Below are 12662 nucleotides of genomic sequence, written 5' to 3'. Positions count from 1 at the left end.
ATTATGGATTTTTATAAACGGGCGCTGGCACTGCGTGAAGAAACTATCTCTCACCGCCGTTGGCTGCACCGCAACGCAGAAGTGGGCCTTCATATGCCAAAAGGACAAGCCTATATTATGGATCAGTTGAGAGGACATGGATTGGCTCCACATCCCTGCGGGCATGGAGTGACTGCGGAGTTGGGCAAGGAAGGGGGCAGAACAATCCTGCTCCGAGCGGATATGGATGCACTGCCTATGCCGGAGGAAAGCGGCGAACCCTTTTCCTGTCCAACCGGCACAGAGGCTCATACCTGCGGCCATGATTTCCATGCAGCCATGCTGCTGACAGCGGCAAAGATGCTGAAAGAAAATGAATCCATGCTGGCTGGCAGGGTCCGGTTTATGTTCCAGCCTGCGGAAGAAACCTTTGAGGGTGCGAAAGATATGCTGGCGCATGGGATACTGGAGGGTGTGGATGCAGCTCTAGCCTATCATGTCGGTTCTGGCAGGATGCCTGTGGGCTTATTCATGTACAACAGCGGCGGAACCATGATGTACTCTGTGGATGGTTTCCGAATCACAATCCATGGACGGGGTGCTCACGGCGCATATCCGCACAGTTCCATCGATCCAATCAATATCGGTGTTCATATGTACCTTGCCTTTGAATCGTTGATTGCGCGGGAAGCAGATCCCAGCAAATCCTGTGTGCTAACCATCGGCAATTTTTCCGCAGGTTCAGCACCCAACATCATCCCGGATACTGCCGTCCTCCAAGGAACCTTGCGCACCAATGACAGTGCCAGCCGCGAGAAACTGCTTCGGCGGCTGAAGGAGGTTGTTCACAAGACTGCGGAGGTATTTGGAGGATCGGCAGAGATTGAGATGATTTCTGAGGTGCCGCCGTTAGTATGTGATCCTGATATGACGAACGAAATAGTGGACTATATGAAAGAACTGCCAATCCCTGGTCTGACTCCTGTTCCTGACACATCAGCCAGTGCTTCTGAGGACTTTGCGAATATTGCAGAGAGAGTCCCCAGCGTATACATGTATCTTTCGGCAGGATATATGGATGAACGGGGAGATGCTCCTGCACACAATCCGAAAGTTCGGTTCAATGAGGATGTTTGTCCAATCGGCTCCGCTTGTTTGGCGCACTGTGCAGTCCGCTGGCTGGAAGAACACCAATAAATAAGATAAGGACATCCTGTTGAAGACTGGTATTTTTCCGAATATCCTGAATATGCGACCGAGATGAATATTCTTGCGGCTCGAAATCTCGAATCTGGAAATTTGGAAATCAGAGTTCCAGTACTCGGAAATCGCCTTTTTGTGCTTGATTACGTGTTCGTTTCTATGAGAATATTCGTCAAGGCCTTGCCGCATCTGCGGTACGCAGCAGCCTTTACGAATATTCTCGTAGAAATTATAATTCAGTATGCACAAATGTGAATCTAAAAAGTGATTTCCATATCACCAGACTTCACAATAGTCGGGGCAACGTATTACCATATGCAGATACTCATTTTTTATAGAAATTGAATGTTTCTTTGACACAAATAAGATCTAAATAACATCTTCCTCATCGAATTTTGCTAAAATCACATCCTTCATTACGTTCAAAAGATAAATACCTTGTCCCCTGCAAGGACAGCTTTCCACAATCTCCCTCCGCTAACATACCATACTCTGAGCTGTTAACAGAAAACTCCATCCGGTCTCCACTTTCAACCTGAAATGTCACATAGTACCACGTAGAAGAAGATGTACTATATCCATGCACTCCCGTCGCATCACCAGCATTTGCATGACTGTGGTGCGTAACCTCTGTTCGTTTGGATACAATCACTGCCGATACAGACAAATGCGGAGACTGATTATTTTTATTCCACGTACTGATTCCTTTCACAGCCGTTACAATAAAGGTTCCAATGACGATTACAAATACTATAGTAAACATGATTTCAAATGCACCGAAACCCATGTCAAATCCGCCATAACCAAATCTCATTTCAGTTCCTCCCTATTTGTATCTGGAAACCATACACATTTATTAGTTTCAAAAATTATCCTCTCAAAATCTCCACAGTTCTCTGATCCCGTTCCCCATGGAAGAACTTGTCCAATACCTTCTGGAATACTTCACATTCCGGTTTTGCCAGAGCAAATAAGGTCATGGAAGATTTCAGTTTCAAGTTATCCGGCCGGCCCATCACTTCGTCCGCATCATTGGATTTTATCTCCAGAAGTGCCTGAGATATTTCAATCAGATTCGTTCCAAGCGTGTAATCTTCCATATATGCTTTCGCTTCTTCCATATTCTTAATAGCATAATACCGGGCAGTCTCACTGTAGCCAAGCCCCGCTATCTGCGGAAAAATAAACCACATCCAATGGCTGCGCTTCTTCCCGGATTTTATCTCCTGCAAGGCAGTTTGATAATAAGTCTGCTGTGCGATTAAAAATCGCTCTAAATTGTTATCCATTCTCTGTTGCCTCCTCTGTTTGCCATTATTCTACCACAGGTCAGGCTTTTTTCCTACCACAAACAAAAAAAGCCCGGAGCCGGACGGTTTCACACACACCGCGCCGAACTCCGGGCTGCCTGGTTTTAATTTATATTAAGAGGTGCCGTTATCCCTCGATGGCAATATATTTCTTTTCTTCAACCTCCGGCTTCCTTGTTTCTGCCTTCGGAATGCTCAGTTTCAATACCCCGCTTTCATATTTCGCATGAATATCTTCCTGCTTTACATCCTCCCCGACATAGAAAGACCGGCTCATGCTGCCTGCATAACGCTCCCGGCGGACAAATCTGCCTGTTTTCTTTTCCTTCTCGTCCTTGTCAAGCCCCTTCGCCGCGCTGATTACCAGATAGCCATCTTTCAGCTCCAGGGAAAGTTCGTCTTTCTTAAAGCCTGGCAGATCAATGTCCACCTCATAGTGGTCGTCATGTTCCTGCACATCGGTCTTCATCATATTCGCCGCATGGCGTCCATACAGTTTCCGCTCCGCTTTACGCATCGCCTTATCGTCAAAGGACGGGAAATCAAAAAAGTCATCAAAGAAATCGTCAAATAAGTTCTCTCCAAAAATACTAGGTGTCATCATAAGTCATCGCTCCTTTTCCTAATTAAAAACATCTTGTTAATTGGAACTGGGGATGATTGGGAAGAAACCGGAACCCTTTTCTGGTTCCTTTCTTTCCTTCTCCTTTGTTCTATCTGTGTTATAACACTTTTATTAGCGCTCGTCAAGAGTGAGTGCTAATAATTTTTGTGAATTTTCTGTGAACTGTTATTCACACGTATGTAATTAACCCAAAAACTATCTGCTTTTATATCCATGCTTTTTCCCACCTATTTCGCATACCGCACTTCTATTTCATAATCTCCCTCGTCATACTCCACCTGCAGTTCATAATCCCCGATCTGCACACTTCCGTCATCCACAGCGTAAAACTTCTGTCCTTCTGCGTCAAAGATCACGAATTCTTCTACCAGCTGGTTTTCAACTGTTTCTAACATCTCCCGGATACAGTCATCACAAAATAACGATTTCATTCTCTGGACGCTGACAATCCCTCGTCCCCTCTGCACTGTCACAGTTCCTTCCTTATTCTCCGGAGTTTTTGTGATATGCAGACTTGTCTGGCTTACCTCATCATATCCAAAGCTCATGCTCATGTAACCATATTCGCCAGCGTCCGGATTCGCCCCTTTTTCAAATAAATCTAGGTCATACAGTTCTCCCGTATTGGTACACACAAGGTACACCTGTGACGGGAACCCTTCTCCGCATGTCCGGCAGATGTCTGCCGTATTGGGAATATAACGGATATAGTTCTCTATTTCCTGCCCATATTCAGAAAACACCAGATCATGCCGTATGGTCTTTGCAATCTCCTCATATTCATCCTTCGTGGCAGAACCCATATATGTGGCTACCATTTCCATAAGTTCTTCCATATCTTCGCTGTTCTGGCGGCTCACCCGGATGTTACTGAACGCAATCGAAAAACTGCAAAGGGCGACCACGGACATGCAGACCATAAAAGCTCCATACCACAGTTCCCTTTTATCCGACTGGCTCAAATGCTTCACATAAGGATCATACTCATCATCCCTCCAGAATTTCCTCCATTTTGCCTTTATCCATTGGCACAACCTTTTCATACTCCACACCTTATCACTTTCTTCACTCTTATCACTCTTTCTTTTGTTTTCACTACTCTTACAATATAAAGTGCTATCACTTACCTGTCAAGTGACTGTATATTTCACATCCAATTTCGATTACCATTTACCTATACTAAAATTGGAGGACAGGGAATATGGCAACCAATAAAAGAGTATTTACTTTACGTTTGTCAGATGAAGTATTCGATAAAATCGGCATTCTGGCTACCAGCGAACACCGCTCCTTAACCAACTATATTGAATACATACTGATCAAACATTTAGAAGATGTGGAAAAAGAGCATGGAGAAATTAAAATGGAAGAATAAAGACTGCCATCTGTGTCTACTTTTTCACTTTTTGATGTAAAGTGCTATCACTTAGCTGTCTAGTGAACGTATAAATTTACCGCATATTGGTATACCATAAATTCATACCCGGAACGGAGGGCAAGGGAAATGGCAACCAACAAGCGTGTATTTACTCTGCGTCTGTCGGACGAAGTGTTTGACAAAATCGGGATTCTTGCTACAGATGAACACCGCTCTATGACGAATTACATTGAATATGTACTGATCCAGCATCTGGAGCAGATAGAAAAAGAACGCGGGGAGATCAAGACAGACCAGATACAATAACAAAATTAAGATAACCAGGTCAGTTTGATATACCTGGTTATTTTTATTGAAAAAAAACTGGCAGTTACTTCATAGTTGCAACTGCCGGTTTTTTCACGTTTCAAAACTATATCCGTACCCACCAACGGTCTTTATGTTGTATTTATTCATTTCCCATTTTTCTGAGTATCTGGCTAATCAACTGCCACCTTCTCCAGCCCCTTTCCACATTTTCATATGGACACATATTCCTTTATCGATAATAATAAACAAGACGGCATTTCAATTTATAGTTCAGCTATTTGAAATTTTATAAAATAATAATGTCACCGCATTAAGCTCTATGGTGTGTTCTATATAAAGAGGTAAAGATGATGAGAGCAGAAACATTATTTACTGAGCATATGGATCTTCTTTATCGAATGGCGCTATTCATGCTATCAAATACCCATGACGCTGAAGATGCCGTTCAGGAAACCTATGTGAGATATTTATTAAAAAAACCAAAGTTGAAAGATGAAGAGCATGCAAAAGCGTGGTTAATGCGCGTCTGCATCAATATATGCAAAAACCAAATCCGATACTGGAAACGTCATCCTTCTTCCCCTATTAGTGAAACGGATATATCTGAAACCACTTTAGGTGAACAGGAAATTTTGAGGGAGATTTCCTTATTACCCACAAAATATAAATCCGTTATCATTTTACATTCCATAGAAGGTTATTCGGTAAAGGAAATTTCAAACATATTAAAAATATCTGATGCTGCGGTAAAAAAACGGCTACAGCGGGCTCGTGAGCAATTAAAATTAAAAATAGGAGAATGACAATGAATGAATTGAAAACTGAAATCATGCTAAGTGAAAAGAAAAAAGTCCAGATTATTGAAAATGCACACCAAATTGCCAAGCAAAGGAAGAAGGCATTAAAATTGCGTTATTGCAGTGCTGTTTTTTTATTGCTTATCATTGGAATAACAGGATTTTTTGCGAATGGGCATTACGGGATAATGGATGAGTATCCGATTAAAGTATATGCCCAGGATCTATCCGGAGCCAGCGAGATTGACTTAATACCGGATAAAACATTTACGCTTGAAAAAATACAAACGCCTTTAGGTGAAGGATATTCTCTCTATATATCGGCAAACGACGGTTATTATTGTGAAACCATCTGTAATGACTCAGACGATGGCTTAGAACAGATTTTTTCAGACGAAGATTATATATACTGGATTCCTGATTATTGGAAAAATAAGGATATGAGGATTTACGATGCAGAAGGAAATATATTAGATCCGCAGGATTTGTTTTCAGTTTCAGATCAAACAGCAACCATTACTTATTGTGTATATAATGAACGTGACAGCTTGCAATTTCAGATGACCGTTTCACTCCGTGAAATAGATGGGGTAGGAAAGGGAGAAATTCTTAGCTTGGTAAGTTATCCAGAACTGAAAACAGAATAAACTGTGCTATACATTAACAAAAATAAGCCCCGGAACCAGCATCTCCACACTGAATTCCGGGGCATCCCTCTTTTCCTATATTCTTGTCTCAACCTCCGCGCCATTCCGAAAGGCAAACACCACCCTCCCGTCATGGTACACTGTTGCATAATCCACCAGGCTGTGGAACAGCTTCACTTCGAATTCCAGCGGCAGTTCCTCCAGTTCACTCAGTTCAAACAGGAACCCGCTGAAAATGTCAAACTTGATTTCCCGGCTCTCCCGGTCTTTTTTCAGGCTGTCCATCCGGCTCTCTAAAGCTGCGTACTTATTCACATATCCCTCATACTTCCTGCGGTAATCGTTCTGATCCAGTTTCCGGGTTGCGTTTTCCACAATCAGCTTCTGGATCAGCCCGGTGACTACCTCCATCTCGCTACTGACGGATTCCAGTTCCTTCTCAATGGTGCTGCAATCCCCAAGTACATCCATCACTGCACGGCAGTCATCCATGACCGTCTCCCGGTTTTCCAGTAGCCGCCCCAGCGCCTCCAGAAATAACTCCTGTATCCGCTGTTCGTACAGATGCGGCGTAGTACACTTGCTCTCTCCCTTAAACTTGGCGTTGCACTGCCAGATGGTGCGTTTATACTTGCTGTTAGAGTGCCAGACCTTGGAACCGAAGAATTCCCCGCAGTCTCCGCATTTCAGCTTTGCAGAAAACGTTCCGCAGCAGTTATGGCTCCGCCCCATGTTCCTCCTGCGTTCCATCTCCAGCTGTACCATCTGCCACTCTGCAGGTGCGATGATGGCGTCATGGCTGCCTTCCACATAATACTGCGGAACCTCGCCCTCATTCACTTTCCGCTTCTTGGAAAGGAAGTCCACCGTATAGCACTTCTGGAGCCTGGCATCGCCCTTGTACTTTTCATTGGTCAGTATGTTCTCAATCGTCCGGTGCTGCCACCGCTGTTTCCCGGTCGGTGTGGGGACCTTCTTTTCCATCAGGTACTTTGCAATGGCGTAAGGCGTCTTTCCCTGCATGAACATCCGGTAAATAAGCCTTACAATTTCTGCCTCCTCCGGCACGATCTCCATCTGCCCGTCCTCCCCTTTCTGGTAGCCGAGGAAAGAGCTGTAGGCGATGCTGACTTTGCCGTCTGCAAACCGCTTTCTCTGGCCCCAGGTCACATTCTCTGAAATGGACCGGGATTCTTCCTGCGCCAGGGAGGACATGATGGTGATCAGCAGTTCCCCTTTGGAGTCCAGAGTGTAAATGTTTTCTTTCTGGAAGTACACCTCCACGCCCTTTTCCTTTAGTTTCCGCACCGTGGTAAGGCTGTCCACCGTGTTCCTTGCAAACCGGGATACCGACTTGGTGACGATCAAATCGATCTTTCCGTCCAGCGCATCCTGTATCATCTGGTTAAAGCCGTCCCGGTGCTTGGTGCCGGTTGCGCTGATACCCTCATCGGTATACACGCCGACAAACTCCCATTCCGGGTTATTTTTAATGTAGTTAGTGTAATAATCCACCTGCGCCTCGTAGCTGGTCTGCTGCTCCTCACTGTCCGTGCTGACACGGGCATATCCGGCGGTCTTTTTCTGGACCACGGCATCTTTCCTTATTCCGGTGTGGAAATTCCTGGTTGCCGGGATCACTGTCACATTAGCCATCGTTCTGCGCCCCCTTTCCTGTTTCCTTTGCCCGCATTTCTTTCATCAGGCGGCTCACCGTCTGCCTGTGCCCCTCTGATGCTTCCCGGTCATTCCAATATGCTTTCATCTGCTCACTCTGCCGTCTGCGCTGCTCCTCCGGGAACTCGCGGTCTTTCCAGTATTCCTTCATCCGCTCACTTTGCTGCCTGCGCTGTTCCTCTGTCCGTTTCCTGCCAGAATTTTTCCGGCTGATCTGCCTCTTCTGCTCCTCTGTGCAGACATGCACGGTTTCATGCTCCCGCCACTGTTTAACGGTTTCCTTGCCATTCTTGAAACAGAATACCAGGGTGCGGTCTTTCTCTGCCCGGATAACCGTTATTTTATCCCTGACGGCATCCTCAGTAACTTCCCCACTGAGTATCTCTGCGGTAAGCCGTATCAGTTCTTCCTCCGGGATGATCTCTGCGTCACAATGTTTCAGCCCCTCTTTTCTCCGGGTCCTGCAGGTCCATGTCCGGTAACTTTGTGTACCTGACCTCACATAATTTTTCCCGCAGCAGCCGCACCGGACCATGCCAGTGAAGGGATATGTCTCACACTTTTTTCCTTCCGGGCTTTTATATCTCTCCGCTCTGCGTTTGATCTCTTCCTGCACCTGGTTGAAGGTATCCATGTCAATGATCGCCTCATGGGTGCCTTCCGCAAGGTACATCGGTTTTTCACCCTGGTTGATGATGCACTTTTTCGTGATGTGGTTCTCACGGTAGGTCCTCTGCTGGAGAAGGTTTCCGGTATAGGTGTAATTACGGAGCAGCTTTAAGATCGGGCTCCTGTTCCACTGATTCCCCAGCCTCGTCTTGATTCCCATGGCATTCAGCCGGTCCCGGATAGCGGTTGCCCCAAGCCCCTCCAGATACCAGTCAAAAATCATCCGCACGGTTTGTGCTTCTTCCGGCACGATCTCAAAGCGCCCGTTCACGTTGCGGTAACCAAGAAGCGTACTGCTCCATGGCTTCCCTTCCTCAAAATTCTTCTTGATGCGCCATTTCTGGTTCTCGCTTGCCGACCGGCTCTCCTCCTGTGCATAGGATGCCAGGATGGTCAGCATGAACTCCCCGTCTGTGCTCATGGAATGGATGTTCTGCTCTTCAAAGTAAACATCTACGCCCATCAGCTTCAGCTCCCGCACCGTCTCCAGCAGCGTTACCGTATTTCTGGCAAACCGGGAAATCGACTTGGTCAGTATCAAGTCAATCTTCCCCGCACGGCAGTCGGAAAGCAGCCGCACAAAATTTTCCCTGGTGTCCTTGGTTCCGGTTTTTGCCTCATCCGCATAGACCCCGGCATATTCCCATTCCCCATGGCTCTGGATCAGCTCACTGTAATAACTGACCTGCGCCGCCAGCGAATGGAGCATGGCGTCCTTTCCGGATGACACACGGCAGTAAGCCGCCACGTTTTTCTTTTTTGGAATCTCCGGTACGTTAAAAGCCACCCGTGTCACTTTTCTGCCCATGTTATCCCTCCTTGTATCAATTTCCGCCATCTTTGGCGTACCATATTCATCACTCTAAAGCGGAGATATATCAAGCGGTTTCCGCGAAAATACTATCCAAAGATAAGCCGTGGCGTCTGGCAATGATTGTGTATGCTTTCCTCCGGTCTGCTGCCGTAAGATGCCCGCCCGAATACAGGCTGTCAATCAGGGAAAGGGACACCCGGTAGACCATCAGGTTATCCGCTGAATACTTTTCCTGCGAGTTTTTTTCTGTGGTTTCCGTAACATTTCCTGCTGCAGAACTTCCTTCTCTGATTCCCATAGCTCTCAAACTCCTTTCCGCAAAACTGGCACACCAGCGTGTAATATGCCTCTTTTTTGATCTCCGACTGGTGGCTGTTCCACCATTGGTTACGGCATTTATCTGAACAGAACTTCTTCTCCTTCCGCCCTTCCTTCTGCACCACTGGTTTCCCACACTGCGGGCAGACACGGGAGGTGTCTGCTTCCGGGTGCCGGCGCAGATAAGATTTTACTGTGTTCAATGGCAAGTTTAGCGTTTCCGCGATTTCCGCCGCGCCCTTGCCCTGCTGTCTCAAATCATTCAGTTTTATAATATCCTGGTTCTTCATCATACCCCTCCACTACAAAAGCCCATGTAAAAATGATGCCCGCTAAGGAAATCTTCCTCAGTGGGCACCGTTTTTATTACTTTTTACTTATACCTTCTGTGCATGGTCCAGCGAAATCCAGCCATCACGGTTCTTCTGGTACGCTTTCAAAAGCCCCCACTTGGATGCGCCGGGGCCGTCCGCTTCCTCTACAATCGTAAAGATACCCTTTCCCGTGTACTTCCCGGTCTTGGCCTTATCGATGCCGGGGCCTTTGCGAATACGCAGGTCAGAGGCTGACACCTTCACCAGATACGGCTGAAAGGCAGCCTGTTTTCCGGTATAGATATTCCTGCCGGATTCATCGAACACGGAATACCCCGCATTCTCATCTGCACACTTCTTCGCATTGGCAAGGCTGTGGAATGCGCCTTTCTGGGATGCTGCGTCTGCCCAGGTTTTACGCACACGGTACCAGACTTCCGCAGTTCCGGCATTTGCCACGTCATACTGTGTCAGCTTCCACTTCTCAATGATGGAGCAGAGGTTCTCCACATAGGTCGGGGAAGTTGCATATCCGCCATCCTTGATGATCTGCACCGCTTTCTTATAGTCCGTGCAGCCTTTCAAGCCATCATAACGCAGTTTCGCACCATTCTTCGCTCCCAAAAGATACGCGGAATGGTCTGCAATGGATTTCTCCACGGACGGATATTTGCGGAAATCTGCCGTTACCGTCATATATGCACCATTCTCGTATTCCTGTGTTTTCTTGGTGTAGATGGAAGTGCCGTCCCAGGTGGAACCACTCCAGGTATTCCCGGACAGGGACTTCTTCATGCCAAAGCAGTTGTTGGCGTTCTGTGCCAGTTCACTCTTCCCGTATCCGCTCTCCAGAATAAACTGTGCCAGGGATACCGATGCCAGAATACCGCTTGTCTTCTGGTCTGCGGTAAACAGCGGCCCCACCTTGGCGATCACATCTGCCTCAGAGAGATTTTTAAGGGCAGACGCCTGCAGGCCGGAAGTTCCAGTGCTGCTGCCAGAACTGCCAGAGCCATTCATCTTCGCCTTTACTGCTTTGCGGAATCCATCCATGGTGTAGCCCATGCCGAGTCCATTCCACAGATGCTCCGGGTCTCCGTGGTTAGAAGCAATGCCCCGGCTGTGCCCCTCCCTGTGGCTGATGATGACGCCATCAGCGGTCGGGTTTAAGTTGTACTGCTTACAAAGCATAGCAAACAGTTCCACCGCCGCCTCATACGTTCTCTTTGCCACAGCCTTTGCCGTTGCTTTATCCGAGCAGGTAAAGTTACTGCCCGATGTGTACTTGATGCACGCCGGTTCGCACATTTCCACTCCGATATGGGTATTGTTTCCGCTTCCCTTACTGCCGGAACCACAGTGCCAGCCACGATGATTCCATGGAAGCGTCTGATACACCGTGCCGTCGTTGCCGTCAATAAAACCATGCACACAGGCATTGTTATAAGACGGGCTGTTCCACGAATTGATAAACACCGATGCCTTGGGCTGCGGGCATCCTACGGAATGGAGCATCAGCCCCTTGACCGTGATCTTTCTCCCTGCCGTATAACAGGGGTTTTTAGTCAAAATACTCTGTACTAATTTCATAATCCTGTCCTCTCTTTCCAAAGGAAAAAGCACCGGAAACCCGATGCTTACTCTCCCTCTTTCCCATCTTTCAACTGTTCCAATACATCCTTTAACTTCTGCGGCACGGGTAGCCCAAGGACCGATGCGTTCTCCAGGATGCTGATCCCTTCATTGGATAAATAAAAGAAAATCACCGCCGTACGGATGACGCTCCCGTTTTGAATGACATAGGCATCCACGATATGCCCCACCGCCACCAGTGCGAAGATAACCACTTTCTTAAAAATCCCGTGGAAACCCACCTCGCTGGACAGCTTCTTATTCAGAACCGCAGCCATGACGCCCGTCAGGTAGTCCACCACCACGAACACAATCAGGGCGTACAGGAATCCGTCAAAACCTCCCATGACAGCGCCCACCGCCCCTCCAAGTGCCGCGAATGCGTACTGTGCCGCTTCAATAAAATTTTTCATGCTCCGTTCCTCTCTTTCTTTGATTTTTGTATTGAAAAAGGCAGCCGTCCCGAAGGATGAACTGCCTGTTTTCCACATTCGTTTTATTTTTTTATATTAAGCCGTCCGTTTCCACATATAGCAGACGATATACGGCTGAAGGTTTGAATGCGCCCCACCGCCTCCCGTATTGGCATTCGTGCCTTTCGCGGTAAGTGTATGGGTATGCGCGCCCGCGCTGTTTGTTGGGGATGTTCCCCCTGCGCCGGACACTCCCGCGCTGTGGACAGTATACGTGCTTGAGCCTGATGCACCATCCCCGTCACGACCGACATTGTGGGTATGCGCCCCTTTGCTGCTTGTAGTAGCGGAACTTCCGGTAAACGTATGGGTATGTGCAGGCATCTGTGCAGTTGTCAGTGTAACCGTTGCCGCACCACCGGTCTTTTCCACTGTATTGAAATTCCCGTCTGCGGTATTGATACCCACAGGTACCCGCCCTGCGCCCCAGGCTACCCATGTGTCGCCCCGCAAAATAAAGTTCCTGTCTCTTGCACAAAAACAGCGAATTATTATATCAGTTCCATAATGATGTCTC

The 12662-nt window shown here is 47.2% G+C and carries 15 protein-coding genes and 1 pseudogene; 5 read left to right on the top strand and 11 right to left on the bottom strand.

The window, feature by feature from the left end:
* The first annotated feature begins 3 nt into the window (after positions 1-3).
* On the top strand, positions 4-1176 hold the full coding sequence (locus tag ACESZH_RS13355; protein WP_343839908.1) for a M20 family metallopeptidase: 1173 nt from the start codon (positions 4-6) through the stop codon (positions 1174-1176).
* A 391-nt stretch (positions 1177-1567) separates the two neighbouring features.
* Here the strand turns inward: ACESZH_RS13355 and ACESZH_RS13350 are convergent, their stop codons facing one another.
* From ACESZH_RS13350 to ACESZH_RS13335, 4 genes are all read right to left on the bottom strand, one after another.
* Entirely contained in the window at positions 1568-1996 is a 429-nt protein-coding gene (locus tag ACESZH_RS13350) for a DUF2500 domain-containing protein (protein WP_373216970.1), read from the bottom strand.
* Between the two features lie 55 nt (positions 1997-2051).
* Positions 2052-2471, bottom strand: a complete 420-nt coding sequence (locus ACESZH_RS13345; RefSeq protein WP_373216969.1) for a DUF1810 domain-containing protein — start codon at positions 2469-2471, stop codon at positions 2052-2054.
* 148 nt (positions 2472-2619) lie between these two features.
* Complete coding sequence (locus tag ACESZH_RS13340) at positions 2620-3096, bottom strand: Hsp20/alpha crystallin family protein (RefSeq protein WP_158369696.1); 477 nt, start codon at positions 3094-3096, stop codon at positions 2620-2622.
* A gap of 248 nt (positions 3097-3344) precedes the next feature.
* A complete protein-coding gene (locus ACESZH_RS13335) occupies positions 3345-4160 on the bottom strand; it encodes a hypothetical protein (protein ID WP_158369867.1) in 816 nt (271 codons plus the stop codon).
* Between the two features lie 158 nt (positions 4161-4318).
* Between ACESZH_RS13335 and ACESZH_RS13330 the strand changes: the two genes are divergently transcribed.
* From ACESZH_RS13330 to ACESZH_RS13315, 4 genes are all read left to right on the top strand, one after another.
* The gene (locus tag ACESZH_RS13330; protein WP_178670005.1) at positions 4319-4492 is read left to right on the top strand and encodes a hypothetical protein; all 174 of its coding nucleotides are present in this window, start codon (positions 4319-4321) and stop codon (positions 4490-4492) included.
* 129 nt (positions 4493-4621) lie between these two features.
* Complete coding sequence (locus ACESZH_RS13325) at positions 4622-4801, top strand: hypothetical protein (protein ID WP_158369694.1); 180 nt, start codon at positions 4622-4624, stop codon at positions 4799-4801.
* A 350-nt stretch (positions 4802-5151) separates the two neighbouring features.
* Entirely contained in the window at positions 5152-5607 is a 456-nt protein-coding gene (locus ACESZH_RS13320) for an RNA polymerase sigma factor (RefSeq protein WP_262575231.1), read from the top strand.
* A 2-nt stretch (positions 5608-5609) separates the two neighbouring features.
* The gene (locus ACESZH_RS13315) at positions 5610-6248 is read left to right on the top strand and encodes a hypothetical protein (protein ID WP_158369692.1); all 639 of its coding nucleotides are present in this window, start codon (positions 5610-5612) and stop codon (positions 6246-6248) included.
* Positions 6249-6323: 75 nt separating this feature from the next.
* Here ACESZH_RS13315 and ACESZH_RS13310 read toward each other — a convergent pair whose 3' ends face one another.
* The 7 genes and pseudogenes from ACESZH_RS13310 to ACESZH_RS13280 all read right to left on the bottom strand — a co-directional run.
* Entirely contained in the window at positions 6324-7904 is a 1581-nt protein-coding gene (locus tag ACESZH_RS13310) for a recombinase family protein (RefSeq protein ID WP_373216966.1), read from the bottom strand.
* Positions 7897-9402, bottom strand: coding sequence for a recombinase family protein (locus ACESZH_RS13305; RefSeq protein ID WP_178670008.1), 1506 nt, complete (start codon positions 9400-9402; stop codon positions 7897-7899). Before ACESZH_RS13305 ends, ACESZH_RS13310 begins: the two co-directional genes overlap by 8 nt.
* 70 nt (positions 9403-9472) lie before the next feature.
* On the bottom strand, positions 9473-9616 hold the full coding sequence (locus ACESZH_RS13300) for a hypothetical protein (RefSeq protein WP_373216964.1): 144 nt from the start codon (positions 9614-9616) through the stop codon (positions 9473-9475).
* Between the two features lie 4 nt (positions 9617-9620).
* Positions 9621-10019, bottom strand: coding sequence for an RNA polymerase subunit sigma-70 (locus ACESZH_RS13295; RefSeq protein ID WP_373216963.1), 399 nt, complete (start codon positions 10017-10019; stop codon positions 9621-9623).
* An 84-nt stretch (positions 10020-10103) separates the two neighbouring features.
* Entirely contained in the window at positions 10104-11630 is a 1527-nt protein-coding gene (locus tag ACESZH_RS13290) for a glucosaminidase domain-containing protein (protein WP_158369685.1), read from the bottom strand.
* A 47-nt stretch (positions 11631-11677) separates the two neighbouring features.
* Positions 11678-12085, bottom strand: coding sequence for a holin family protein (locus tag ACESZH_RS13285; protein ID WP_158369683.1), 408 nt, complete (start codon positions 12083-12085; stop codon positions 11678-11680).
* 96 nt (positions 12086-12181) lie between these two features.
* Positions 12182-12662 (bottom strand): annotated as a pseudogene (locus ACESZH_RS13280) (hypothetical protein); the annotation flags it as partial.

The organism is Ruminococcus sp. 5_1_39BFAA, assembly GCF_964240875.1.
Lineage (GTDB): Bacteria > Bacillota > Clostridia > Lachnospirales > Lachnospiraceae > Blautia_A.
The sequence above is the reverse complement of the archived record's forward strand: the minus strand, read 5'-3'. Positions and strand labels throughout refer to the sequence as shown.

Excerpts from the sequence above, each read along its gene's own strand:
- ACESZH_RS13355 (WP_343839908.1), top strand. The coding sequence starts at position 4 with ATGGATTTTTATAAACGGGCGCTGGCACTGCGTGAAGAAACTATCTCT.
- ACESZH_RS13350 (WP_373216970.1), bottom strand. The coding sequence starts at position 1,996 with ATGAGATTTGGTTATGGCGGATTTGACATGGGTTTCGGTGCATTTGAA.
- ACESZH_RS13345 (WP_373216969.1), bottom strand. The coding sequence starts at position 2,471 with ATGGATAACAATTTAGAGCGATTTTTAATCGCACAGCAGACTTATTAT.
- ACESZH_RS13340 (WP_158369696.1), bottom strand. The coding sequence starts at position 3,096 with ATGATGACACCTAGTATTTTTGGAGAGAACTTATTTGACGATTTCTTT.
- ACESZH_RS13335 (WP_158369867.1), bottom strand. The coding sequence starts at position 4,160 with ATGAAAAGGTTGTGCCAATGGATAAAGGCAAAATGGAGGAAATTCTGG.
- ACESZH_RS13330 (WP_178670005.1), top strand. The coding sequence starts at position 4,319 with ATGGCAACCAATAAAAGAGTATTTACTTTACGTTTGTCAGATGAAGTA.
- ACESZH_RS13325 (WP_158369694.1), top strand. The coding sequence starts at position 4,622 with ATGGCAACCAACAAGCGTGTATTTACTCTGCGTCTGTCGGACGAAGTG.
- ACESZH_RS13320 (WP_262575231.1), top strand. The coding sequence starts at position 5,152 with ATGATGAGAGCAGAAACATTATTTACTGAGCATATGGATCTTCTTTAT.
- ACESZH_RS13315 (WP_158369692.1), top strand. The coding sequence starts at position 5,610 with ATGAATGAATTGAAAACTGAAATCATGCTAAGTGAAAAGAAAAAAGTC.
- ACESZH_RS13310 (WP_373216966.1), bottom strand. The coding sequence starts at position 7,904 with ATGGCTAATGTGACAGTGATCCCGGCAACCAGGAATTTCCACACCGGA.
- ACESZH_RS13305 (WP_178670008.1), bottom strand. The coding sequence starts at position 9,402 with ATGGGCAGAAAAGTGACACGGGTGGCTTTTAACGTACCGGAGATTCCA.
- ACESZH_RS13300 (WP_373216964.1), bottom strand. The coding sequence starts at position 9,616 with ATGGTCTACCGGGTGTCCCTTTCCCTGATTGACAGCCTGTATTCGGGC.
- ACESZH_RS13295 (WP_373216963.1), bottom strand. The coding sequence starts at position 10,019 with ATGATGAAGAACCAGGATATTATAAAACTGAATGATTTGAGACAGCAG.
- ACESZH_RS13290 (WP_158369685.1), bottom strand. The coding sequence starts at position 11,630 with ATGAAATTAGTACAGAGTATTTTGACTAAAAACCCCTGTTATACGGCA.
- ACESZH_RS13285 (WP_158369683.1), bottom strand. The coding sequence starts at position 12,085 with ATGAAAAATTTTATTGAAGCGGCACAGTACGCATTCGCGGCACTTGGA.